Source organism: Mycobacterium sp. NPDC050551 (genome assembly GCF_040674075.1).
Classification (GTDB): domain Bacteria; phylum Actinomycetota; class Actinomycetes; order Mycobacteriales; family Mycobacteriaceae; genus Mycobacterium.
In genome coordinates, this window is the sequence record NZ_JBFARC010000007.1 from 45581 (window position 1) to 69717 (window position 24137).

A 24137-nucleotide genomic window follows, 5' to 3' on the forward strand; every position below is an offset into this window, starting at 1 on the left:
GTGCCGACAGGCTGAGATTAATTCGGTGCTTCCGCGGAGACAGCGCGTACCGCGCGCGGGTCTGGGCGGGGAGGCGTCGCGATGGATCTCGACGACTTGTCCGATGTAAGGGCGCATGCTCAAGCACTCGCCGACCTGGTGGCCGAGGCGGCACGCGTCCCCTTTCGCGAGATGAACGACTTTCTGCACTTGCGCGGGGTCGAAGTGCATCAGGGGGAAGAGGAACTCCTCGGCGAGCACCTACGTCAGCCACATATCGGGCCAGGCACGACACTCCTCGGCCCGACGAGTAGTGAGTACGTCGCCGTCGTCGCAACGCTGTTCGCCGCTTATCCCGTCACCCTGGTGATCGGCGACATGGCGTGCTTCCGCGGGGCCGAGGAGCCGTGGTGGGTGACGTGGACCGGCAGTCGAGGTGTGTGCGAGCACGGCACCGCGGCGCAGCAGTGTCCACCCGTCAACCCGGACGCGCATGACATCGCTGATCGTGCGAAACATGCCTACGCCGTCGGTACTGAACTTCTGGCTGAGGCCCAAGATCGGCTCGCGGAGCTTGCAGGGACTGGTCGGCTCGACGCGGAAGCGTCGATGAGCTTGCAGACATCGCTGGTCCTGATCTGGGAGCAGTTGTACTCGGGTACCCAGTGCGCAGTTCGCGACGAAAGCACCCCGGACTGGACCTGGGACGAGACCGCCAACACCTACAGCGACGGACGGCAAGTAGTTACACAGGTGCGCGTCGAACCCCGGGAGTCTTCGGATGACTCGTGGGAACACAACCGGTTCATGGTTGGGGATGGCGCTCCAAACGAGTTTCGCCGCGGGACGGTGTCCTACATAGCTCCACGACTTCCTGAAGATGCACCTCAAGACGACGAAGGTGCCGCCGATGCCGCCGGGCTCATGGAGCGGCTGAGGAGGTATGAGGGTGAGTAAGGGCGGATTGCGTCGCCGCCGCTGGCGCCGCCAGTCGACCCTGAGCCCAGTTCATTCCAGTGTGACTTCGGGGAGACCAAAGTGGAACAAAGGCGGGCGGCTACCTCGAAAGGGCGAATTGGAGCGCACCTACTCCGGACCCTTCCTTTACCTTCAGTCCTTCGCTACGACAAGCGGCAGCGGCAGCGGAGCGGAGTTGCTTGTAGACAAGTGCGGCCTAGACGCCCGAATCGTCTCGATGGCCGACCAGGTGTCGGCGAGGCTGGCGAACCAGCGAGCAACCGCGATGGTTGAGCGGATCAGTGTGTCCTCCACAACACCCACGGGCACCGGAGGCGTCGAACTCCAGTTGGGTACCTGTGGCACCGCCGGCCATGCGATCGGTGCACGTGAGGTGCCCTTTGGAGTCAGGCTAGAGCGATGTTTCTCGTCGAGGTTGTCGGTGTAGTGGGCGACGGCGCCCGTAGTCGCCTTGAGGTCTATGACGCCGTATGCGTGAGCGAGCAGTGCCTTCCAGGGCTCGTTTGACTCGTGAGCAAGTAGTACGACCTTCCGTGAGGCGATCACGTTCTGCTGAACGCCGCGATCGTTGGTGACCCAAGCGCCACACAAGCGGGCGGTCTGCGTGACCGGCTCGGCAGCGACATGCCAGATGGCGATTGTGTCGGCGTCGCCGTTCACTACAGCGACGGCTTTCATGTCGTGGGAACCCATTGGGGGCCCTCCTTCGTCTTCGCGGGTACCGCACGGGGCTCGCCGAAGAGGACGTCGGCGTCCTTCCACGACTCGTCGGCTTTGCCTCTGGATAGTCCGGTCTGGAGACCAAATGCTCCACGGGTTGAACCGGCGGCTCGCGCTGCCGCAGCCCGCTTCGCTAGTTCTAGCCGCTCGGGGTCTCCCTCCGGATCGGCGTAGAACTTTCCGTCGCGCAGCAGCGCCTTCGCTCCATCTTCGCTCACACCAAGCTTCTCACGGATGTCCCTTCGACTGGCGCCGTTGCGCTGCAGATCGACGGCCTGACGGCAGCGTTCCAGCCGCTGTGCGCGAACGGAGTTGTTGGCGGCGTTTCTGCCGTCGTTCGGGCCCGGCGGAGGTTTGGCTTCTCTGTGGCAGTCGTCACAGACTGGCTTACTGCTGCGGCGGGATGCGATCCACGAGTGGCCGCACATCGCGCATACCAGCGCAACACCCTTGGCCGGAAGCTGGATGACCGGCAGAGGGGCCCGAGTGTTCAGAGCCGTGAGATAGTCCGCTACTGATGCAATCGGAATGCCGAATCTTCGGGCGTCGTTCGCCTTGCCAGACAGCGAGGCAGGGTCCGCCGCCACCAGCAGTTGGCACCCAGCCTTCGTAACGTCTGCTACCGGTTGAAGGTTGTGTTGATGGGCAAGAGCTACGAGCTCATCGCGTTCGATGGGACCGCCATGCGGCCATTGCGCGGCGCCGGTGAAGCAGACCCGTATGCCGTCCCGAAGGTCGATGGTCTCGGTCTTGACGCGATACGGGTTGGTTCGGGTACAGACAACCGTGTCGTCGAGCTCCAACAGAGCTGCCGTGCGGCAGAGCTGTTCGAACTCGTCATCTGTCACCACCCCGTCGTCAATGGCGGCATCAATGAGCCCGTCGAGAAAGCCTTTGTGCGCCCGCGCACGGTTGCGTTCGTCGAGGCCCAGGTCTTGAGCGAGCAGTTCCAGCTCGCGGCGCTCAGCGACGTCGAACTTGAGGTCGGCTACGGCATAGTCCAGCAGGGTGACATACGGAGCGACGTCGACGGGGCTATGAAGAGCCCGGGCCAGCTGCAGAAGATAGGGACGCCCATCGGTGGAAGTGCTGAACCCGGCACGGGTGAGCACCTTCGGGACATCGCCGGACAGGGGATATGCGGCTGCGGGGCGGCAGCTCTTGAAAGCGTCAGCAACTTGAAGTAGAAGGTGGGCGGTCGCGCGGGCGTCGTTCAAGGCGCAGTGAGCTCCGCGTAAGTCGATGCCGTAGTCGGCGCAAGCCGCGCCTAGCTTGCAGCCGCCCGCGGCGTGGAGGGTATCTAGGCCGTTGCCCCAGTCAATGTTGATGCCTGCACGGTCGAACTCGTAGCTCAGCAGCCGGCGGTCGAAGCGCAGGTTGTGCGCCGCGACCACCGCGCCGTCGAGTAGTGCAGCGACATGTGTAGCGATGTCCTCAAACAATGGGGCGTCTCGCAGAACCGACGGCGTGAGTCCGTGCAGCCAGGTGGGGCCGGGGTCTCGCAGTGGGTTGGTCAAGCACTCGAACTCGTCAACGATGACGCCTTCGCGATCCACAGTGACGACGGCGATCTCCACCACTCGGTCTGCGCTGAACAGACCAGTCGTCTCGACGTCGACGACGGCGATCCGGTCAGCGGCGCCCAACAGTGATGCAAGCCCGCCCCATCTGTGCCCAGTCGGCTGCTCTGCCGGGTGGGGTCTCGTCGAAACGGTCTCGGTGATTTGCGTCTCCGAGGTGTGCGTCCAACCCGTCCACCGAACGCCATCCCACCAACGAAGTTGTGCCTGACCCCATGGGTCGGCATACCAGCCTGTAGCGACCGTCATGTTCCCCCCACAACAGCTTTACAACGAGACGCACTGGAGATTACTGAAGGTGACCGACAAATATTGGTCGCTTCATTTCGAAGGACGAGTTTCGCCACGTCGATAGCGCGGTGAGCGCCGCCATGGCCTGTACTCACACAGTTGTCGGCGGCGGTGTTAGCTGCTCCGTGCGATCGACCCTACGGCGCCCCTGTAGAGCAGACCAAGTAGTTGCAACCCAAGTACCGCGTCTTGCGCGTCGGGGCGGTCGGACGCGGAAGGGGCCGGACACGCCTGAGCACGGAATTCAAGCTCGCGACGGCGGACGGAGGTCAGTACTTAAATGCTATTTGCGCGCCAACGCCGAGTCGAGGACGCCCTCCGCGGCGGATAGTTCGCTAGGTTCCGCTGTCAGTGCAGGGGACGACAATCTCGACTAAATGTTCTCGATGGAGGAGCCATGGCGGTGAACGAGCCAAGATCGAACATGACCGACTCGGAGGTGCTCGCGCACTATCGCCAGCAGTACCCCTACATCCCGATGGGGCGCGCGACGGAGGTCCACCGGACCTGGCTCAAGTTCCGGCATCTCGGCGCAGCCGTCGACGAGCGGCAGCGTGATGTGCGGCTGCGCGAACAGCAGCGTGTAGACGAGCTCTGCGAACGACGGCGCGTCGAGGGGCTGTCGCGAGGTCGTTGACGGCTAGACATTGGAGATCGGCCCTCCGGAAACGGGTGGCCGGCGCGATCATCAGTTACCGCTTGCATGGCCCAGACACCTACCTCATGGCGGGCGTGGCATACACGTACCACGAGCGCTGAACGCCGCACCGCCGCGGGGCTGATGACCCCGATGCCCACCCCCGTCGGGTTGGCGAGTCCCATCGGCAGCGCGGTTTACCCCGCTAAGCGATCGCACCCGGTTTACCTCGGGTGGTCAGAACTCTTGCTCAACTCGCCGGAGGATATTGGCCACCCGGCGGCATCGGCAGCCTGGGCGGTCCGGGCCAGCGACTTCAGGTCCGCGCCGAGAACCGACAGGCCGTAGGTGCTCATATCGAATCTCCTGAACGCGGGCGAAGGCCGTCGAACATGACGGCGTAGACGGTGCCGGCGACCACCGTCTCGTCGAGATGATGGTCGGTGACCAGGTACATCAGCGCGTTGATGGTGACGGCACCGAACAGCGCGATGGACGTGGATCGCGGATCGGTCTGCGCGACGAGGGACCCGTCGCGAGCCCCCGCGACCAGCAGAGCCTCGACGGGCTGTTGATAGGCGGTGTTGATCATCTCGGCGACGACTGGCATCCGGGCCGCTCGTCCGAGTTCACCGATGAGTGCACGGCAGACCGCCGGGCGCTGCGCCATCGCCCTCAGTTGCGCCCGGATGACAAGTTCGAGACGCTCGGCGCCGGTGCCGTCCGCGTGCACGATCGCGGTCACGGCATCGGAGATGTCCTTGAGGAGGTCTTCGAGCAGGAACGCGAGGATGTCCTCCTTGCCGGCGAAGTAGTAGTACAGCGTCGCCTTCGGAACGCCGGTCACCGCGGCGACGTCCTCGATCTTGGAGTCGTTGAGCCCCTTTTCGGCGAACAGGTCCGCCGCGGCGTGAAGCCGATCAGAGATCTGACGTGGAATTTTGCGCATTGCCCTATCTCGCTCGCCGAGTTTAGACTCCGAGTCTAAACCGCCGTTAGTCATCGTGGTAGGAGGTCTTCATAGTCACCGTGCAGATCCGTTACGACCCGTTTGACGCCTCGATCCTCAACGACCCGTATCCGACGTACCGACTGTTACGGGACTCCGCCCCGGTGTACCGCGCCGTGGAGTCGCACACCTGGGTGTTGAGCCGGCATGCGGACGTCCAGGCCGCAGCACTGGATCACGGCACGTACTCCTCGGTGGACGGGATCTTCCCCACCCCGCCGGGGTCGGACTTCATCGGTTCGTTCCTGCCGATGATGATCGTGATGGACCCCCCGCGACACGACCAATTGCGCGCCCTGGTGAGCCGGGCGTTCACCCCTCGCAGGGTGGCCGGTCTGCAGGACGCCATTACGCGGATGGCGGCGGAGTTGTTCGAGCGCCTCGACGAGGGGTCGGGGTCGGCGGACTTCGTGACCGACTTCGCCGCCATCCTGCCTGCCGCGGTGATCGCCGATCTGCTGGGCGTTCCCGCCGGGGACCGTGATCAGTTCCGATCGTGGTCGAGCCAACTGGTGCAGGTCGACGTCACTCATGGACAGACCGCCGACGCGCTGGCCGCCGCGGCGGCGATTTACGCCTACTTCACCGAGTTCCTCGCCGATCGCCGCCAGAATCCCCGCGAGGACTTGATGTCGGCGTTGGCGAACGCCACGGTCGACGGTGTCGGGCTCACCGACGAGGAGGTCCTAGGCTTCTGCGCGCTGCTGCTGGTCGCGGGCTACGAGACCACCACCAACCTGCTGGGGAACTCCGCTGTCGTGCTGGCCCAGCATCGGCAGACACGTCGACGGCTGGCCGCCGATCGCACACTGGTGGGACCGGCGGTGGAGGAGTTGTTGCGTTACGACTCACCGGCGCAGGGACTTTCGCGAACCCTGACCCGTGATGTCGTTCTTCACGACACGACGATGCGCCAAGGCGAGAAGGCGCTGCTGCTGTTCGGCTCGGCCAACCGCGACGAGCGTGCCTTCCCCGACCCGGACGTGTTCGACATTGAGCGCACCAGCGAGCACCAGGTGGCCTTCGGCCGCGGCATCCACTTCTGCCTGGGTGCGGCACTGGCACGGATGGAGGCGCGGATCGCTTTGAATGCGTTGCTGGACAAGGTGCCCGACTGGGACGTCGACTTGGAGTCTGCGCGTCGGCTGAGGTCCGGGCCGATCCGCGGCTACACGTCGCTGCCCATCACCTGGACGACACCGGTCTAGCCCGTGCCGGTCTTCGACGCGCTCGGCAGTTCGTCAGATCCCACGGAAACTGCCCGTCACCTCACTAGAGGCGAGAAATGGACGTTGGTGGTGTCGTGCCTGTCGGTGGCACTGGTCATCGGGTCGATGGCGGCGCTGTACACCTCGCTGCCCGACATCGCGGCGCAAACCGGTGCGACACAAAGTCAACTGACGTGGGTCGTCGACGGCTACACCCTGGTCCTGGCGGGCCTGGTCCTCCCAGCCGGAGCCGTCGGTGACCGGTACGGTCGCCGACTGGTCCTGATTCTCGGACTGCTCGTCTTCTCCGCGGCGTCGGTCATTCCGCTGATCGTCGCGGACCCGTGGTGGCTGATCTCGGCGCGAGCCATCGCCGGACTGGGCGCTGCATTCGTGATGCCGTCGACGCTGTCGCTGTTGACCGCCGGGTTCCCCGTGCGTCAACGCGGCCGCGCTGTCGGCATCTGGGCCGGTGTCGCCGCATCGGGTGCCGTCGTCGGCGTCCTGTGCTCCGGGGCACTGCTGGAGGTGTGGACGTGGAAGTCGATCTTCGTCGGTCTCGCTGTCGCCGGCCTAGCGCTGATGATCGCCGCGCTCACTCTTCCGAAGGAAACCCAGGAGACCCATCCACCCCTGGACTACACCGGGTCGCTGTGCATCGCGGCGGCCATCGGGTTCATCGTCATCGCCGTCACCGAAGCACCCATACGCGGCTGGACTGACGGGTGGGTTCTGGCGCTGTTCGCCGCCGGTATCTTCGGGTCGGCGGTCTTCGTGCTCGTCGAGCTCCGGCACGAGCACCCGCTGCTGGACCTCCGGCTCTTCGCCGACCGAGGCTTCGGCAGCGGCGCACTCTCACTCGTCCTGCAATTCCTGGTCATGTTCGGCGGCTTCTTCCTGCTGGTGCAGTACCTCCAACTCGTGGTCGGCTACGCGCCATTCCAATCGGCGCTGGCTCTCACCCCGCTGATCGTCCCGATCGTCATCATCTCGTTGATCGCACCGCGGCTCGCCGAGCGATACGGCCTGCGCGTGGTCACCGCTCCCGGCATGCTGCTCATCGCCGTCGGCCTCTACTTCGTCAGCCGCCTCGGCGTCGACGCCACCTACCCCGACTTCCTCTGGCCCCTACTGGCCATGGGCTCAGGCCTGGGCCTGGTCACCGCACCGGCGACCACAGCCATCGTCGCCGCGACGCCGGTGGAGAAACACGGCGTGGCAGCCGCAGTCAACGACGCCAGCCGCGAGATCGGTGCCGCCATCGGCGTGGCCATCGCCGGCAGCGTGCTGGCCGCCGGATACACCAATCGCATCCAACCCGCGCTTCCCACGGTGCCACCGGCCGTGCGCGAGCCGATCTCGGACTCGCTGGCCGCAGCACTGCAGGTCGCCCAGCAGTCCGGTCCGTCCGCTCAGCACCTCGCCGACATCGCCAGAGACGCGTTCGCGCACGGCAACAGCCAAGCCGCCCTGGCACTTTCGGCAATCACGACCATCAGCGCCGTCATCCTCGGGATCTGGGCACCCGGTCGCCCTCCTGCGACCGCACGGCGCGGCCCGTCGACCGCGACCACCGCCGGATCACAGATCGACACCTCTGCAGAATCGAGCACCCCGTGAGCGAGGCGGCGAGCGTTGAGTCGGAGCAGTTGCCGCCGCACACCGCCACCTGTATGGGGTGCGGTCCCGACAACCCCAACGGCCTGCAGATGACGGTGTTCCGATCCGGACAGCAGGTGTACACCGACCTGGTCTTCGACGAGAGGCACGGAGGGGCACCGGGGCTCGCGCACGGAGGTGCGATCGCCGCGGCGTGCGACGACCTGCTCGGCTTCACCCTGTGGATCGTCGGCACCCCGGCGGTCACCCGCAATCTGACGATCGGCTACCTCCAACCGGTGCCGCTCCATCAATCCCACCGCATCGCCGCGCGGGTCGACGGCCGGGAGGGTCGGGCGCTGCACGTCAGTGCGACCGGGACCGGGCACGACGGCATCGTGCGCTTCACCGCCACGGCGATGTTCGTCGCCGTGGATGCCGGGCACTTCGCCGCGCACGGCGACCTCGGCGCATTCGGCGACATGCTCGACCGTTTCGCTCGAGCACGACCGTCAACCGATGACAGAGAAGGCGGGGACTGACAGGCGATGGTGACCGTGAAATTCGAGCACTTCGACCAGCAGATCGCCGATCAGTTGCTCGAGGCGGCGAACACGGCGGGCGGACTGTCGACGTTCCTGAACTTTCGACACACCGAACTCACCGCTGGCCGGCTGGTGGCGGAGATGGACACCCGCGAGGACCTACTGACACCGTTCGGCAATCTGCACGGCGGATGTCTGTCCGCGATGGTCGACCACTGCCTCGGTGTGGTGTTCTATCCCGTCATATCGGCGGGATCATGGGTCGCCACCACCGAGTTCAAGCTGAACCTCCTCAGACCCGTGTCCACCGGGGTGTGCGTCGCCGTCACCGACATCGTGTCGCTGGGCAAGCGCAGCGGCGTGGCGCGGATCGACATCACCAACGGGGACAGGGCCGTCTGCGCCGCGCAGGGCACCGTCACGATCGTGAGCACCGCGGGGAACGGACAGTGAGCTCCGACGTGGCCGGGGACGCGTCGTGACCTCGGTCGTGCAGCATCGGGTCCGGACCGGAGACGGCATCACCCTTACCGCCGATTACTACGGCCATGACGGCCGTCGTCCCGTCGTGCTGCTTCTGCACGGCGGCGGACAGAACCGGCACGCGTGGAGCACGTCAGCGCGTCGGCTCCATTCGTGCGGATACTCGGTGGTCACCTACGACACCCGCGGTCATGGTGACAGTGGCTGGGATCCGGCCGGCCGGTACGACATCGATCGGCTCGCGACCGACCTGATCGCCGTCCGGGACCACTTCAGCGCCGGTGCCCCGCCCGCCGTCGTAGGCGCGTCTCTGGGGGGTATGACGGTCCTGGGCGCGCACCTGCTTGCCCCCGCGTACTTGTGGGGAGCGGTGGTCTTGGTGGACGTCACGCCGCGGTTGGAATTCCTGGGGGCTCGTCGCGTCGTATCGTTCATGGCCGCCCACCCCGATGGCTTCGGCACCCTCAACGAGGCCGCCGAGGTGATCGCTGCCTACAACCCGCATCGCGCGCGGCCCGACAGCGTCGAAGGCCTGCGCAAAGTACTTCGGCAGCGTCCCGACGGCCGCTGGGTTTGGCGGTGGGACCCGGCGTTCATCTATTCCAATTTCGACTTCCTCCGCGACGGGGCGACCGAGGGAAGCGAGCAGTTCGACGCGATCAGCAATCTGCTGATCGACGGCGCCCGACGCGTCACCGCCCCAACACTGCTCGTCCGCGGCCTGCTGTCCGACGTGGTCTCCCAGGCCACCGTGGACGAGTTCACTCAACTGGTTCCGCACGCCAAGACCGTCGATGTGTCCGGCACTGGACACATGATCGCCGGCGACGACAATGATGCCTTCACCGCCGCCGTCACCGAATTCCTCGATCGCAACACCCTGTGAAGACTTGATCGACTGTTGCGATGCTTTAGTCCGGCGGAGTCGACCCGCAACTTCGAAAGTGGACCATGCTTCTGCCGCCCGGGGATGTCACGATCCCGCCACTATGAACCCGCACGCCCGAGTCGCGCGGAAGGGCAACGATTTCGATCAATCGTGCACGCAGCGGTCAGGTGGTACTTGTTGGAAGTCGTCAGCCGCGAACTTCGTTTGGACCTACAGCACTGGCGACGGTCGTCTCCCTTGCACTTTGCAACAACACGTAACCCCCGAGGCTGCCCAGAAATCCTGCACAGTGCTCGACGAGTTCGTGAGTAGTGAAACTCAGCTCACCGTCGAGGCGGCGCCGCAGAATTTCGAAGAGCCCGCCGACCCCCAGCGTGGCCGCCAAGTGGGCGACGCCCACCGCCGAGTCGGCAATATCGAGGTGCATTCTGGCCTCGCGCAACACGAGGTCGGTGAATCCGGCCAACATCTCACTTCGCAACTCCCTGAGCAGTGGCTCGGTCGCAGATTCAACGAACAGTATCCGGGCAAGCCGAGGGTCATCGTCGATCATGCGAACCAAGGCACGAATCGGACCGTATGCCAGCACCGCGGGTTCGACGTCGGAGTCGGGAATTGCTTGCACAATGACGTCGTAGAAGGTGCCGTAGACCTGCTGATAGACCGCCCGCAACACCGCGTTCCGGCCGGAGAAGTGTTGATAGAAGTAACGGGAAGTAACTCCCGACTTCGCACAGATGGCAGTGACGGTGGTGGCTGCGACACCTTGTGTGCCGACCAACTCAACAGCCGCGTCGACGAGACGTCCCCGCCTGTCCTGTCGACGCTCGTCAGCAGACATCCCGCTGTACACCCGCTCTGAACGCATGTGTCAAAGCTTGCCATCTCAATCTGACTAGGCATAAAGTCACATGGTCTGGATGTTCACGACGACGGGAGTTACCCAATGAGCAGTGAGCCGAATGCACGACCGTCGGCGCGGGTGCTACCGAAGCCTCGCCGCGTCCGTTTCGCGATGCCCACAGGGACCAAACGTCAGCATTTCGTCGACGGCGACTTGGTGATGAGCCATTTCGTATCAACCTTGTCGGCGACATTCCCAGAGGGAGAGGATTTCTTCATCCGGTCAGTCCGCGAGTTCCGCGACAAACTAAGCGACGCCGATCTACGTGAAGCGGTGAAGGGATTCATCGCGCAGGAGGCGACCCACCGGCATCAGCATCGACTCCTCAATGATCGACTCCAAGCGATGGGCTACCCGACAGACGGGATCGACCGGCACACCAGCAAGTTGGTTCGCCGACTCGAGAAGCGGTTCTCTCCTCAGATGCGCCTAAGCGTGACGGCGGCCCTGGAGCACTACACCGCGACCTTCGCCGAAATCATTCTCACCAGCGACGAGGCGCAGGAGTTGATCGGCAACACGGAGGTTCGGCCGATTCTGCTCTGGCATGCGTTCGAAGAATGCGAGCACAAGGCAGTCGCTTTCGATGTCTACGCGGCCATCGGAGGGAGCGAACGCACCAGGGTCTGGGGCATGCGGCTCGCCACCGTGATCTTGTTCGCCGAGCTGGTCGCCCAGACGACTCGCTCCTTGATGGGCGACCAGGCCACGTACAACCCGAGACGCGTGCTCACCAGCCTTCGAGCGTTCCGTCGTTCTCCACTGTTCAGCGCGACCGCAATTGAACGTTTTCGTTCTTACACTCGCGCCGGATTTCACCCAGACGACTGGGATAGCACCGAAATTCTCGAACGCTGGACCAGGGAACTGTTCGGCGCAGACGGTGCTCAGAAAGAGGCCGCAGGGGCTGGTACGTAGACCATCAATCGGCTGCAAGAATCTCGCTGCGGACACCATGATGACCCGTTCTGGCCGTCAACTCCGGCCGGCCGCGTGTCACCAGATCTCTTGCACGCAACCAATTGCGCGTCGTTTCCCGATCGGCGCTCAGATCCCGTGGCTCTTCAGACGCGCGGGTGCCTGCGAGTTGTACCGCGCACGCGGTCGGGGCAAGCCTATCGCCAGCCAGGGATTTCCATGAGGGCCAAGGAGGCAGTCAGATGGCATTCGAGTACAGCGACATGCTCGAGACGATCAAGAATCGGCAGTGGGCGCTGGTCGACATCGATTGGGATGCGCCGGGCGCCGACATGATCACCAACGAGCAGCGGCCCACCCTGAAGCAGTTCATGTCTGACGTGGTGTGGATAGAACACGTCGGAGCACGTGCTTTCGCCGCCATGGCGCCGAAGGCGCCGTTCGATGCCCTTGGTGACATTTACAGGTACTTTCACGCGGAGGAGCAGCGGCACGCTAACGCGGAGCTCGCCCTCATGAAACGTTGGGGAATGCTCGACGATGGCGAAATTCCCCAGCCGAATAAGAACATTCGGCTCGTCATCGAGTGGCTCGACAGATACGCCGAGGCCCTCCCGCTGACGGTGATCGGAGCGGCGATTCCCGCCTTGGAGACTGCGCTTGACGGAGCACTGCTCAAGTTCCTGCTCGACGAGGTGGAGGATCCGCTGTGCGCCGAGGTCTTCAATAAGGTCAACAATGACGAATCTCGACACCTAGCAGTCGGGTTCCAAGTCCTGAACGACCTCGGCGCCAGTCCTCTGCGCATCCATGCAATTCAGACAATAGGGGCGCTCGTCGACCCCAGAGTCCTTATCGGCGGCGTCCTCTACGTGCCACTGCTTACTAGGATGCTGACAAATCTCAACGCCATGGGACTCTCGGAGGAGAAGCTGAACAACGCGGTGATGCGGTACGAGAACGTAGGGGACCGTAGTGAGTACACGCGCCGCGTTCCCGGTTACCACATCCTGAAGGCGCATATGTCGGCAAGCATCAAGCGTTCTCAGCCATTGCATTACATCTCGCAGCGGCTGGGGGTCGTGATCGACCACTTCCCCACCGCGATGCTAGGTAAGGCGCCATCGTGGACCGAGGAGCTGACCTACGAACCGGTGGCTAGATGAACGACACCACGACCGCCTTGATAGTCGTCTGCGGGTTTCGGAGGCCTGGGTACCGCAATTCGGCTGCTAGAGCCGGGCGTCGACGTTTAGTACTACTCGAACGTGCCGGCCTGGCGGGGCAACACAGTTCCCGGCGCAGCGTGAGGTTCCCGCGCTCCAGAGTAGGGGAGATGTGCTGGTAGTAGTTTCGGTCCAGAATCCGTAGACGCGCCGGGATCGTCGCCAGCCTTCGTGTGCATGAGTTACTTGAATTGCACAGTTTCGTGTCACCACCAGGTCTTACTGCCCCTAGCGTGAGCCCACCCTTCAAATCTGTTCGATCTTGGACGATGACCCGTTGTCGGATAGTTTCTTTCCTGGTACGACGTCGGGCAAGTAGAGGTTCAACTGGAGCATCGACGTTGTGCCGTCAAGGATCTGCACGAGTAGTCGCGCCCGAAATCGAGTCGTGCGCTCCAACGGAGTTCGTGCCGATCACGTGTCTCCATTCGCAACCGCGTCGGGTTCTTACCGAGGAAGAGATGCGGGTGTTCGACGCTCAGACCGGCAACTTCCCATTCGCGTCGCCATACAGCGCCAGTTGAGATTGCTTCGTACGAAGCAAAATGTTCAGTCGTCCGCCATCGGCACCTCGTCATCGGGGTTGCAACCACGCCTCCACGCTCACGGTCGGTCGGCGGTGGGTTGACCCAAGGTGTCCTTAAGGTCCGTTCACCAGCTATGAGGGCGGACACGACGAGGGCGTGAGTGCGCATCATCGTCAGGGCCAGTCAGCCGACCATAGGCACTAGTTGGATCGTGTGGTAGCGGGGCGTTGCGGCCACCAGCTGGCCTCGCGGAGCAGGACGGCGATCGCGGGGACGGTGAGTGTGCGCACGACGAAGGTGTCGAGTAGCAGACCGCAACCGATGATGAAGCCGGCCTGGATCATGATGGCGATGGAGCCGACCATCAGCCCGAACATGCTGACCGCGAAGATGATGCCCGCCGAAGTGATCACCGAGCCGGTGCTGGCCACGGTGCGAAGGACCCCGACGCGGATGTTGCGGGTGGATTCCTCCTTGAGCCGGGATACCAGGAGCATGTTGTAGTCCGCGCCCACGGCGACCAGGATGATAAACGCCAGTAGTGGTACTGGCCAGGCGATTTCATAGCCAAGGCCCCATTGGAACACTAGTACCCCGATGCCCAGCGATGCGGCGTAGTTGAGCACCACCGTGCCCAGCAGGTAGAGCGGAGCGAGCAGGGCGCGCAGCAGCAATACCAGGATCAGACCCACAATGAGGAGGGTGGCGGCGGCCAGTCGCATGAAGTCGGCCGTCAGGAGGCGCTGAATGTCGGAGTTGACCGCCGGGAATCCGGCGACCGAAATGCGAGCCTGCGCCAGCGAGGTGTTGGGCCGGGCGGCCTCTGCTACGGCGACGATCTGGTGGGACAAGTCCATGGCGGCTGCGCTGTAGGGGTCGTTGCTGGAATCAATGAGGAACCGGGCGGTCTTGCCGTCGCGGGAGAGGAATTGTTTGGCGACGTCACCGAACTGTCGATTCTCGAAGGCGCTTGGAGGCAGGAAAAAGCCGCTGGCGGAGTCGGAGCCGGTGCTGGCGCGCGCCGAGTTTTGCAGTTGGGTGGCGATCTGGCTCATCCCGCTGAGCATTTCGATATTGCTGTCGGCCAGGGTGTGCACACCGGTGGCCAGTGCTTGGGCGCCGGAGGCGAGTTGGCGGATGCCGTCTTGGAGTCGGCGGACGTTACCGGCCAGGTCGGCGGGGTCACCGAGCGACCCGAACGCGTTGTCCAGCGAGGTGACGGCGGTTTGGACGTCGGTCAGGGTGTCGGCCACGGATGCGTTCTGGCCGACGGTGTCCCCGAGCCCGGCGACCTGGGTGAAGAACCCGGCGTTGCGCAGCGTCGTGAGGACTTGCACTTGGTCACGGATTTGTGCGCACTGCGGTGTGGTCGCGCACCACGGCGAGGTGTTCAGGGCGCCCACCAGGGGGTCGATGGTGGCGATGGCACCGTCGGCCTGCTCGGCGAGTGGGCGCAGTCCAGGGCCAGAACGCAGCGCCTGGTCGACCGCAGGTGCGGTGGCCGAGAGTTGCTTCAACAGGGGCCGGAACTGCTCCACCTGTTGTCCGGCGGTCTGGGCCTGGTCGAGGATTCCCGTCAGTGGGGTCAGCGCGGTCCGCAGGGTGGCGTCGAGTTGGGCGAGACCGCCGGCGAGTTGGTCCGCGCCGCCGGTGAGCTTGGCCAGATCGTCCTTGCGGGCGTTGCCTTCGGCCACCGCGCCGGCCATCTTGTCGCCGATTTGTCCGTTCTGCCATCCCAATTGGGCCTGATCCAGGCGTGCTCCGGCGGGGCGGGTGACCCCGGAGACCTTCGTCACGCCGGGGATCTGCGCGATGCGCGATGCCATCTCGTCGAGGTCGGCCAGGCCCTTGCCGGTGCGCATGTCGGTCGGGGACTCCACGACGAGGAATTCGGAGATGACGACATCCTTGCGGAAGTGCCGGTCCAACAGCTGATAGCCCTCGTTGCTGGCGGTGGTGTCGGGCTGCCCCTTCCGGTCGTCGTAGCTCAACGTCATCGTCGTGGCGACCGCCGAGAGTGACAGCAGGATGACCAGGCTGACGAGCAGCAGCGGCACGGGCTTGCGCACCACCGCCACGGCCACCGAGTTCCAATAGCGCCGGGTGCGGTCGGACTTGGGTTCGCCGATACCGCGTTTCGCGGCCAGTGACAGTACCGGTGGAAGCAGTGTCACGGTCGCCGCGAACCCGACCAGGACAGCCACCGCGCAGGCCGGTCCCATCCCGGCGAACACGCTCAAGTTGGCGAACACCATAGCGGCAAACGCCAACGCGACCGTGGCCGCCGAGGCCAGGATGACGCGTCCGATGCTGGCGGTGGCGTGCTCCACCGCCTGATCCGGGGCGACCTGCGCGCGACGCTGTTCGTGGTAGCGGCTGATCAGAAATACGGTGTAGTCGGTGCCAGCGCCCAGCAGGATCGCCGTCATGAAGGCCACGGTGAACTGCGACACCGGCATCCCCAGCTCACCCAGTGCGGAGAGCACCCCCCGCCCCACAGCCAGACTGATGCCGATCACCAGCAAGGGCAGCAGCGCGGTGAACACCGACCGGTACACGATGAGCAAGATCATGGCGATCAGTCCCGCGGTGGCGATGGAGATGAACAGCAGATCGTGTTCGGCCTCGGCGATCTGGTCGCTGAACGTCGACGGCGGACCGGTCACCTTTGCCGTCGTCGACGAGCCGTCGAAGGCCTGCGCGACGATGGCGCGGACCGCAGTGACCGACTCGGCGGCAGCGGGGTCACCGAGCGTGCCGGCGACTCCGACCGGCAGATACCAGGCCTTGCCGTCCTGGCTGAGCGCCTGAGCGGCAGTGACCGGATCGGCCAGCAGGTCCTGAACGAGAAGTACGTGGCCGGTGTCGGCGCGCAGCCGCGACACCAGGTCGGTATAGCGTTGCCGCGCCAGCGGTGTCATGCCCGCCGGGTCTTCCATCGCCACGAACACCATGGTCTTGGAGCCCTGCTCGCCGAAGGCTTCGCTCATCCGGTCGATGGTCTGGAAGGACCCGACGTCGCGCGGGATCAGCTGAACCGACTGTTTCTGGACCACCGTTTCCAGTTGAGGGAACAGCAGAGCCAGGATCACTGCCAGTCCAACCCAGGCGCCGGTCACCAACGCCTTATGCCGCACAGTGAATCGGGATAGGGCACCGAGGCGCTCGCTGTACTCGCCGGAGGTCTTCGCAGCCGATACCGCGCGTTCACGCACCCGACTGGCGGCGGCGTCGTGCGCGTCCGGTTCGTTGCCGTCAGTGCTCAAGGGCGAACCGCGGGGCGCTCGGAGACCAGGTCGTCCTCGGGCAGGTCGTGACGGACGACGCGGACTTGGCCACGGGGTAGGCAGGCCATGTAGCCGTGGCGCTTGCCGTACAACTCCCATGCCGTGAAGTGCTCATCGGCGGCCACCGTGAAGTGGTAGCCGTTGGAGAATTCGATACGCAGGGTGCCGTCGTCATCGCAGCTGGCGTGCGTGCAGACGCTACCGGCGAAGTTCAGCAACGGACGCTGGTGATCCGGCACCTTGTTCGGGTCGATGATCACGTCTTCGGCTGGATGTTCCTTGAACGGGGGCAGCGACAACAGCAGTCGTCTTGTGACGACCAACTCGTTGTAATCCTCCAGGTTGAGCACCAGACCGCCGTCCAGGCTGACGCGCTGCACCTCGCAGTTTTCGATCCACTGGGTGATCATGAGACCGCCCCTCTCCGTCGATCCGAGTCAAAGTGAGACTACCAGTATCGCTGCGCTACCGATAGTAGCGTTTGGTGGAGGCTACCCCTCGTCGCTGAGGATCAACGCGATACTGCGCTCAAGCCGGACTGCGACATCCTCGGCGGACATGCCGTGCCGGGCCCACGCGATCAGGCTGGTCAACCAGATGTCGCTGATAATGGCAGCGAGTTGGTGATGTCGCGGGTTCGGTTCCCCGCCGGCGATCGCCAACCCGATCAGGTTCTCGATGACCCCCGCCGCGCGGTCCACTTCGGCGGTCGCGCTGCCATCGGCGAAGACGAACGCGCGTGTCACGGCCTCGGTCAGCGCAGGCCTGGACTGCCATTCCTGACACAGGCGGGTATTCAACTGTCTTAACCGAATCCGCGGTGATTCCGATGTGGCCGTCCAATCCCGCTCCGCGCCAAGGCGTTCGAATTCACGCGCCAGGACGGCGACGAGCACATGCGGTTTCGACGGGAAGAGGCGATACAGGGTGCCGACCGCGATACCGGCGCCGTCGGCAACCGTGCGCATCTTCACCGCGTCGTATCCGCCGCTCGAGGCGATCATCGCGGTGCAGTCGAGGATGGTCTCGCGCTTACGGATCGCCTCGGCATGGCGACCCTCTTGGATCGATCCGGTTGTCGTCATCGCGATCTACGCCTTTCGAGGGGCGGGCCAGTCGCAGCGGTGCACTCCACCCCAACTTTAATTAGGGGGACACACGGTATCGTTACGCTACTGTCGGTACCATAACGTGATGGATATCGGAATCACCAGACAATGCGGTCGGCGGGTGTGGCGGTGAGCGAATACGCGTCGCTCGACGACGATGACGCCGACCCGCGTCGCGCGCGGTCGCGGACCCGACTACTCGACGCCGCCGCTCATCTGCTCAGCACGGGCGGAGTCGAGGCGGTCACCATCGAGGCGGTCACCAAGGCCTCGAAGGTCGCGAGGACGACCCTCTACCGCCATTTCAACAGTTCCTCGCACCTTCTCGCCGCCACTTTCGAGCGACTCCTGCCCCAAGTCACCCCACCGCCGCCGAGCTCAGTTCCCCTGCGAGAGCAACTGATCGAACTGCTCACGCGCCAGGCATCCCTATTCGCCGACGCGCCGCTGCACCTGACCACCCTGGCCTGGCTCTCACTGGGACCCACATCGACGAGTGGCGACGACGCCGGCCACACGACCACACTGCGAACGAAGGTGGTCGACCAGTACCGGCAGCCGTTCGACGCCATCCTGCAGAGTCCCCATGCGCGCGACGAGCTCGACGACTTCGACGTCGAGCTCGCCATGTGCCAACTCGTTGGACCGCTCGCGTTCGCACGCATGACCGGACTCCACGCCATGAGCCAGCACCACTGCGAACACATCGTGGACGACTTCCTCAAGGCCCATCGACGCGTGGACTCGGACGCCGTCAGTCTCGGACGGCTTGATCCGTAGCGAAAATGCAATCCCCGGATAGCAACCTGGATAGCAACGCGGTTCAATCCCGTTGTGTTCGGCAGCGTCCGCCTGCATCCGGACACCGAAGTCGAAGTGCGCAGACAGGATGCCGGCGGACGAGACCGGACATGAGGAACAACACTGGGGGTCAAGTGGTCGCAGGTTCAAATCCTGTCAGCCCGACACAGGTCAGAGGCGGTTTCCGGTCACCGGGAGCCGCCTTTTTCGTGCTCGTACCCAAACGCTGTACCCAAACCAGCTTTCGAGTCTCTGCCAACGCTGGGCCACCACCGCGGTAACGCAAGATCTGGACCCCGACGTCCTGGCATCCATCTCGGCATATCGCAAGGTCTGGGCGGCGGCTTAGCAATCACGGTCCGATGCGTGCGTTGACGTCAGTGTCACCTCCTACCGCTACTCTGCCAGTGGGGTAGTTCATAACGTAGGAGGGGACAGAAATGCCGACGCGCGTGTTCATCAGTTTCGATTATGACCACGATTCGGTCTTGAAAGAATTTCTTATCGGGCAATCGAAACTTCCAGATTCGCCCTTTCAGATTTCCGATACGTCAATCACGGTCGCCACACCGAATTGGAGGCAAGTGGCACGAAATCGCATCAAGTCGAGCGACACAGTCGCTGTGATATGCGGGCAACATACCCATACGGCAGCCGGCGTTGCCGCCGAAGTGGAGATAGCACAAGAAGAATCGATTTCGTATTTTCTTCTCAAAGGTTATAAGGACGTGACTTGCTACAAGCCTACGTCAGCGTACTCAAGCGATGGCATGTATCCCTGGACGTGGGACAACTTGAAGATCCTGGTGGGCGGTGGTAGATGAATGCGCCGCAGGGCGACGCTCTTGCATTCGAACTTTATAAGCTAGCGGTCGAGATGGCCGACAGAATATCTGCGCGTCGTGCCACGTCAAACTCCTTCTTTCTGACTGTTCACACGGCTTTCATAACCATCGCAGGATTTGCATTGCCAGCGCTAAAGGATCGACCATGGTGGTCGACGGCTGCGATCGCAGCCGCTGGACTAGCTCTTTCCATAGCTTGGTGGTTGCAACTCCGCAGTTACCGCGATCTCAATAGGGCCAAATTCGACGTGATTCTTGAGATGGAGAAAGAGCTACCCAAGAAAATATTCACGGACGAATGGAACTCGCTCAAGACCGATCCAGTAAGTTGCTGGAGAGGCCGATACGCCGAGCTTGGTCTCACCGAACGAACCTTGCCATGTATCTTCGCGGCGCTTTATCTGCTTCTACTTATCGGGAGGTTCTGGCATTGACATACCTGGATAGCGACGCCTCGCTGATCAAATCGGCGTTGCCCTCGGATGTGGAGGTGCCGCAAGACGCCGATTACTTGTTTGTGCTCTATGCCGTGCTCATGCGGGCGAAAGGTGAAGCGGTTCGGCTTGCCGATGTTCATGATGCCTGGACGGCGTGGAAGCTTCTCACGTCTGCTAGCCACGAGTCACTGGTGCCGTTCGACCAACTCGAGCCAGACGTCCAGGCCGAGGACCAGCCCTTCTTAGAGGCGATTCACGCCGCCGCCAAGCTGCGAGCTAGCGCCAAAGGGGGATGACTTCGATGCGCCTACCAGGAATTATGCGACCTCAGGCTGGTTATATCTGCACGAGTATGTAGTCGTTCACTTCCGAGCCAGCAACTGACGGTACCGCTGTAAACGTCTCGCGTTCCCACGGTCGGCTACCCCATTTGAGCCTGTACTCGGTATCGGGGTTGTCTACCGTTACGTACGCGTCGAGGTAGCACGATTTCTGTCCGAGATCCGGATAGACGTTGTATTCAGATTTGTCCGACGCCGTGCCGAGGCTTAGTTCTCTGGTGTTGACGCCTTCGAGCGCGACCGCCACGGTAGGATCGAAGCCCTCGTTCTTGTATCCTTCTAGGCCCCCATGGCATGATCCCAGGTCTTCGTAATACCGGAAGTCGTAAAGAGTGACGTGCACGTGCACGGTCGCGGATTCGGCCCGCGCAAGCGGGGCGTGGGTGCAGGCTAGGAAACCTAGCACCACGGCCACCGATATTGACCGGAACAAAGAACCCACCTCCTGAGTCCCGAACTTCACATAATTCGGCAACCCTCCCATGGCTTGGTCGGAGACTAGACCACGATTCCGCCAAGCATGCATGGTTTGTTCATCTGCCTTCAGAGGGAGTTCTTGTACCCAAACCCGTACCCAAACCAGCCTTGAAACCCGCCCGTTTGCGCCGATGTCCGCACACCTCCGCCGACGGCTTATAACCCTGCTGCGCAACCGAACTGCCGGCTTCAGCGGACATACGCGGAACTACCTGCGATGCCTGGGGGTCAAGTGGTCGCAGGTTCAAATCCTGTCAGCCCGACACAGAAATGACAGGTCAGAGGCACTTTCCGGAGGTTCGGAAGGTGCCTTTTTCCCTAGACGCGTTAACGCATACGCCAACCCCGCAAACCGCAGCGAAGGAGGGGCTTGGCGGAGCCTCCTACTCCTAGTCGAGAAGACCGTCCCAGAGAGATACCGGATCGAGGTCCCCGACGGTCGACGCAGCATCGCGACCACCACCGGGTTGAGTGGCACTGTGCGCCGGGATCGCGTCGTTTCCGGCTCATGTAGCGTCCCGGGCGTCGAGGTCGACGGCATTCCACGACAACGCCAATGCCTCACCCTCATCGAGCCCACGAGCGGTCGCCGCTGCGGATCGATTACGCACCGGGACGTAGTTCTCAACTGCCGTCGTCGCGGCGCTTCTCGATTGTCGGAGTGAACAGGTTTACGACGGCAACGAACACGGTTATCGCCGTGTCCCAATCCGTGACGTCGGCGGCAACGACTCCGCCCAGACACGCCAGCGCGAAGGCGAGGAAGGGATTGAGACCGCCCCCTCTTGCGGATTTGGGGTTCTGTGGTTCACCAGGGCGGTCTATGCTCACGAATGTCCTAAGTTCGGAAGACGAGGGACGTAACGGCTGCCCTACATCGTTCCCGCGATGTGGGGCAGCTTCTATTCTCGGCCATCCGTAACCGAGAAAGCCGAGCGTTATAGCTTTGTTACACACTTCCGCCACGCGCGGCGCGGAGTGAAGTGTCGATGGTGGCCCGAACGCGGCAGTCAGCGTGCCAGGGGCATGCCCCCAGAAAATTATTGAGGCACCCCCGCGCGTGACTCCGCCGCGGTAGCTTCCATTGTTTTTGCGCGACCGAGAAAATCACGCCGCCCAGCGAATGAGGCGAGTCCCTAGCGGGTGGCCGCCGGGTGTTGGCGGCCACTCGCGGTTGCGATGCAGCCAATTGAGGCGGATCGCCGGATGCCCGGCGTCCGGTTCGCGTGCCACTGACGCCGGATTGGGTCGTTACCGGTCGGTCGCCGGATTGGAACAGGCGGGCAGATGTTCGGCTAAAGCCGCTCGGCGAGCAACGCGGGCACAACGGGCTTGGTGGTAAACCCCCGACTCCCGCTCGACACGGTGAGCGAGATCCGCTGCGGCTTGCCGTCCACTGCTTCACCGGCGGCGGCTAACGCCCGGCCACTGGCCAGCTCGGTGACGAAGACCTCCTCGGCACCCGGCGCGATGTTGCACGGGACCGCTGGGCCGCCGATCTGATTTCCTAGGGGCACGAAGGATACGGCGCTCGGGTCAGCGCGGACAGCCCAACCGGTGACGTGAAACGGTGCACGGCCGTCGTTCACGACCTTGACACCAATAATTAGCGGGCCGGAAGGTAGTTGCTCGGCAGCCGATCGCAACGACTCGCGGACATCGCGGGTGGCGTCGTTGGTGACCATGCCGCCCGGCGTCATCATGCCGACGACGGGCGTGAGTTTAGGTCGCGGACCTTGCTGCCGGAACGACCACATCTGCCACCCAAGCGATACGGCGGCGAGCACCGTACCGATGAGGCCGAGGACGAACGCGGCGACGGTCATGGCGTGCCCGTCGTCGTCGGGTCGTCGGGTGCTTCGATGAGGTCGCATTGGTCGACCCACCGCGCCAGCAGGCTTAAGACCGAAAGTCGCTCGATGGCCTCCTGCTGGGTGAGTTCGCCGAGTCCGTGCGCAGCGGGGTTGCGGATCGTCATCTGCGCGCCGGGCGCAAACTGGCGGAGGCCGTTGTTCATCGACACCACGGTCCTGTCGGTTTGGTCGCCCGGCCACCGTAGGCGTGGCTTCCCCGGCTCGGGATCGTAGTTTGAAAATGCCTGCTGCCACAGGGGCGTGTCGTCGATATCGGTGCGTGCGGTGCGCGACTTCACCAGTTGGACAACACCGTCCGCGGCGGCCGCCACTGCTTGCCGGTAATGACCGTCTCGCCAAAGCCGCGCTGACTGGCCCCATACTGCAGGGTGCATCTCCGCGACGTTGACCGTCGGTGGATGTTCGGCCTCGGCGCAGGCCGCGAGATCTTCAAGTGAGCCAATCATCTGGTTGCAGGCGTCGACGACATTTGCCGGTTCGAGCATCGGTTTGGGCTGAGTGACGGTGTTCCAAGCCGCGATCGGGTCAACAACGTTTTGTGCGCCTTGATGGTCGACGACGCCGAACACGCACCCGGTGAGTCTCGGCGCGTTCCGCGCACGTCCAGCTGCAATCGACACGCGTTCCCGGCGTGCTTGCAAATCCGCTAGATCGACGCCTTCGAGCGGGGAAATGGCTGGAAACATCCCTATACCTGGGCCGCGATAGGTGGGTGTGTGTAGCTCCACGAAGGACGTGAAAGCGTCCCGAAACTCCGCGACATGGCCTGTTAGTTCGCGAAGATAAGTCGGGTTCCGTTCGGGATCCGCCATAGACATCGACGCTATCTGTGACCGCGCACGGGCGTCTCGCGACATGCCGGTCGGCACCAGCTCAAACGTCGACTGCTCGACCTAACGTTCATCAAGCAACCGGTCCATCGGCGCGCAGGACGGTGTCGGGGCACCGATGTCGCGGAGTGCGCCGCGGAACACGGCGATCAAGCGGAGTTCGGACTCGATGCTTTCGAGGTCTCGCATCCGTGAACCGTAACCCCGCTGAAGACGCGACCGAGGCACCGAATGGGCGGCAGACCAACTGATGCGCGCCGTACGCTAAGGATATGGTCCAAGAGCCAGAATTGATGAACATCGCCCCAGCCCGGCTTCAACTGCTTCGGGATGTGTTAGCTAAGAAGCGACGGCGAGCGGTCGTCACCCTGTACGTGCTTAACTTCGTCGCTGTCGGCTGCGGTGCGATTGCCGCTTCGGTAATAATTGAACGATGGGACACGCTTTACACGATTCCAGCATTCGCCTTGATCTGCTTCATAGTGACAATAATCGGTGCGCTACTTTTAACAATTTTCACTGCGCGTAAGTCTGCCGAGATCGGGGTTGATTTGCGGTTCGAGCTAGCCAAATACGATCGAGTTCTAGAAACGCACAAGAATGCGGAGAGTATCATTCGGTCCTACGGCCAGTCCAACTAGGT

At 63.4% G+C, this 24137-nt stretch carries 24 protein-coding genes; 14 read left to right on the forward strand and 10 right to left on the reverse strand.

Going from position 1 to position 24137, the window contains the following annotated elements; genetic code table 11:
• Positions 1 to 81 precede the first annotated feature (81 nt).
• Positions 82 to 936 carry a hypothetical protein gene (locus AB0K11_RS24605; RefSeq protein ID WP_364983316.1) on the forward strand — a complete coding sequence of 285 codons (855 nt, stop codon included), beginning with the start codon at positions 82 to 84 and terminating at the stop codon, positions 934 to 936.
• A gap of 153 nt (positions 937 to 1089) precedes the next feature.
• On the opposite strand, the gene AB0K11_RS24610 is transcribed toward AB0K11_RS24605, so the two are convergent.
• Together AB0K11_RS24610 and AB0K11_RS24615 are read right to left on the reverse strand one after the other, a co-directional pair.
• Positions 1090 to 1650, reverse strand: coding sequence for a hypothetical protein (locus AB0K11_RS24610; RefSeq protein WP_364983319.1), 561 nt, complete (start codon positions 1648 to 1650; stop codon positions 1090 to 1092).
• A complete protein-coding gene (locus AB0K11_RS24615) occupies positions 1632 to 3323 on the reverse strand; it encodes an exonuclease domain-containing protein (RefSeq protein WP_364983322.1) in 1692 nt (563 codons plus the stop codon). The genes AB0K11_RS24610 and AB0K11_RS24615 overlap by 19 nt, the downstream gene beginning before the upstream one ends.
• Positions 3324 to 3945: 622 nt before the next feature.
• Between AB0K11_RS24615 and AB0K11_RS24620 the strand changes: the two genes are divergently transcribed.
• Positions 3946 to 4185: a hypothetical protein gene (locus tag AB0K11_RS24620; RefSeq protein WP_364983325.1), complete on the forward strand. Its 240-nt coding sequence runs from the start codon at positions 3946 to 3948 to the stop codon at positions 4183 to 4185.
• Between the two features lie 352 nt (positions 4186 to 4537).
• On the opposite strand, the gene AB0K11_RS24625 is transcribed toward AB0K11_RS24620, so the two are convergent.
• Positions 4538 to 5134 carry a TetR/AcrR family transcriptional regulator gene (locus AB0K11_RS24625; RefSeq protein ID WP_364984127.1) on the reverse strand — a complete coding sequence of 199 codons (597 nt, stop codon included), beginning with the start codon at positions 5132 to 5134 and terminating at the stop codon, positions 4538 to 4540.
• 71 nt (positions 5135 to 5205) lie between these two features.
• Here AB0K11_RS24625 and AB0K11_RS24630 point away from each other — a divergent pair, with 71 nt between their 5' ends.
• The 5 genes from AB0K11_RS24630 to AB0K11_RS24650 all read left to right on the forward strand — a co-directional run bounded on the left by AB0K11_RS24630 (position 5206) and on the right by AB0K11_RS24650 (position 9915).
• The gene (locus AB0K11_RS24630; RefSeq protein ID WP_364984130.1) at positions 5206 to 6402 is read left to right on the forward strand and encodes a cytochrome P450; all 1197 of its coding nucleotides are present in this window, start codon (positions 5206 to 5208) and stop codon (positions 6400 to 6402) included.
• A gap of 126 nt (positions 6403 to 6528) precedes the next feature.
• Positions 6529 to 8022, forward strand: coding sequence for an MFS transporter (locus tag AB0K11_RS24635; RefSeq protein ID WP_364984133.1), 1494 nt, complete (start codon positions 6529 to 6531; stop codon positions 8020 to 8022).
• Positions 8023 to 8075: 53 nt separating this feature from the next.
• On the forward strand, positions 8076 to 8543 hold the full coding sequence (locus tag AB0K11_RS24640) for a PaaI family thioesterase (protein WP_364984136.1): 468 nt from the start codon (positions 8076 to 8078) through the stop codon (positions 8541 to 8543).
• Positions 8544 to 8558: 15 nt separating this feature from the next.
• Complete coding sequence (locus AB0K11_RS24645; protein ID WP_364984139.1) at positions 8559 to 8999, forward strand: PaaI family thioesterase; 441 nt, start codon at positions 8559 to 8561, stop codon at positions 8997 to 8999.
• A gap of 25 nt (positions 9000 to 9024) precedes the next feature.
• Entirely contained in the window at positions 9025 to 9915 is an 891-nt protein-coding gene (locus tag AB0K11_RS24650; protein WP_364983328.1) for an alpha/beta hydrolase, read from the forward strand.
• Between the two features lie 190 nt (positions 9916 to 10105).
• Here the strand turns inward: AB0K11_RS24650 and AB0K11_RS24655 are convergent, their stop codons facing one another.
• Positions 10106 to 10786, reverse strand: coding sequence for a TetR/AcrR family transcriptional regulator (locus tag AB0K11_RS24655; protein ID WP_364983331.1), 681 nt, complete (start codon positions 10784 to 10786; stop codon positions 10106 to 10108).
• Positions 10787 to 10864: 78 nt separating this feature from the next.
• Here AB0K11_RS24655 and AB0K11_RS24660 point away from each other — a divergent pair, with 78 nt between their 5' ends.
• Positions 10865 to 11740, forward strand: a complete 876-nt coding sequence (locus AB0K11_RS24660; RefSeq protein ID WP_364983333.1) for a metal-dependent hydrolase — start codon at positions 10865 to 10867, stop codon at positions 11738 to 11740.
• A 242-nt stretch (positions 11741 to 11982) separates the two neighbouring features.
• Positions 11983 to 12906 (forward strand): ferritin-like domain-containing protein, encoded by a 924-nt coding sequence (locus AB0K11_RS24665; RefSeq protein ID WP_364983336.1) that lies wholly within the window; start codon positions 11983 to 11985, stop codon positions 12904 to 12906.
• 787 nt (positions 12907 to 13693) lie between these two features.
• On the opposite strand, the gene AB0K11_RS24670 is transcribed toward AB0K11_RS24665, so the two are convergent.
• The 3 genes from AB0K11_RS24670 to AB0K11_RS24680 all read right to left on the reverse strand — a co-directional run bounded on the left by AB0K11_RS24670 (position 13694) and on the right by AB0K11_RS24680 (position 17865).
• A complete protein-coding gene (locus AB0K11_RS24670; protein WP_364984141.1) occupies positions 13694 to 16708 on the reverse strand; it encodes an MMPL family transporter in 3015 nt (1004 codons plus the stop codon).
• Between the two features lie 47 nt (positions 16709 to 16755).
• Positions 16756 to 17190, reverse strand: a complete 435-nt coding sequence (locus AB0K11_RS24675) for a DUF6188 family protein (RefSeq protein WP_364983339.1) — start codon at positions 17188 to 17190, stop codon at positions 16756 to 16758.
• 81 nt (positions 17191 to 17271) lie between these two features.
• Positions 17272 to 17865 carry a TetR family transcriptional regulator gene (locus tag AB0K11_RS24680; protein ID WP_364983342.1) on the reverse strand — a complete coding sequence of 198 codons (594 nt, stop codon included), beginning with the start codon at positions 17863 to 17865 and terminating at the stop codon, positions 17272 to 17274.
• A 132-nt stretch (positions 17866 to 17997) separates the two neighbouring features.
• Between AB0K11_RS24680 and AB0K11_RS24685 the strand changes: the two genes are divergently transcribed.
• From AB0K11_RS24685 to AB0K11_RS24700, 4 genes are all read left to right on the forward strand, one after another.
• On the forward strand, positions 17998 to 18669 hold the full coding sequence (locus AB0K11_RS24685) for a TetR/AcrR family transcriptional regulator (protein WP_364983345.1): 672 nt from the start codon (positions 17998 to 18000) through the stop codon (positions 18667 to 18669).
• Between the two features lie 461 nt (positions 18670 to 19130).
• Entirely contained in the window at positions 19131 to 19514 is a 384-nt protein-coding gene (locus AB0K11_RS24690; RefSeq protein ID WP_364983348.1) for a hypothetical protein, read from the forward strand.
• Positions 19511 to 19969, forward strand: coding sequence for a hypothetical protein (locus tag AB0K11_RS24695; RefSeq protein WP_364983351.1), 459 nt, complete (start codon positions 19511 to 19513; stop codon positions 19967 to 19969). The genes AB0K11_RS24690 and AB0K11_RS24695 overlap by 4 nt, the downstream gene beginning before the upstream one ends.
• A complete protein-coding gene (locus AB0K11_RS24700) occupies positions 19966 to 20268 on the forward strand; it encodes a hypothetical protein (RefSeq protein WP_364983354.1) in 303 nt (100 codons plus the stop codon). The genes AB0K11_RS24695 and AB0K11_RS24700 overlap by 4 nt, the downstream gene beginning before the upstream one ends.
• Before the next feature lie 40 nt (positions 20269 to 20308).
• On the opposite strand, the gene AB0K11_RS24705 is transcribed toward AB0K11_RS24700, so the two are convergent.
• The 3 genes from AB0K11_RS24705 to AB0K11_RS24715 all read right to left on the reverse strand — a co-directional run bounded on the left by AB0K11_RS24705 (position 20309) and on the right by AB0K11_RS24715 (position 23476).
• The gene (locus AB0K11_RS24705; RefSeq protein ID WP_364983357.1) at positions 20309 to 20728 is read right to left on the reverse strand and encodes a hypothetical protein; all 420 of its coding nucleotides are present in this window, start codon (positions 20726 to 20728) and stop codon (positions 20309 to 20311) included.
• A 1357-nt stretch (positions 20729 to 22085) separates the two neighbouring features.
• On the reverse strand, positions 22086 to 22616 hold the full coding sequence (locus AB0K11_RS24710) for a hypothetical protein (protein ID WP_364983359.1): 531 nt from the start codon (positions 22614 to 22616) through the stop codon (positions 22086 to 22088).
• A complete protein-coding gene (locus tag AB0K11_RS24715) occupies positions 22613 to 23476 on the reverse strand; it encodes a TIGR02391 family protein (protein ID WP_364983362.1) in 864 nt (287 codons plus the stop codon). Before AB0K11_RS24715 ends, AB0K11_RS24710 begins: the two co-directional genes overlap by 4 nt.
• 290 nt (positions 23477 to 23766) lie before the next feature.
• Here AB0K11_RS24715 and AB0K11_RS24720 point away from each other — a divergent pair, with 290 nt between their 5' ends.
• Positions 23767 to 24135 (forward strand): hypothetical protein, encoded by a 369-nt coding sequence (locus AB0K11_RS24720; protein WP_364983365.1) that lies wholly within the window; start codon positions 23767 to 23769, stop codon positions 24133 to 24135.
• Positions 24136 to 24137 lie beyond the last annotated feature (2 nt).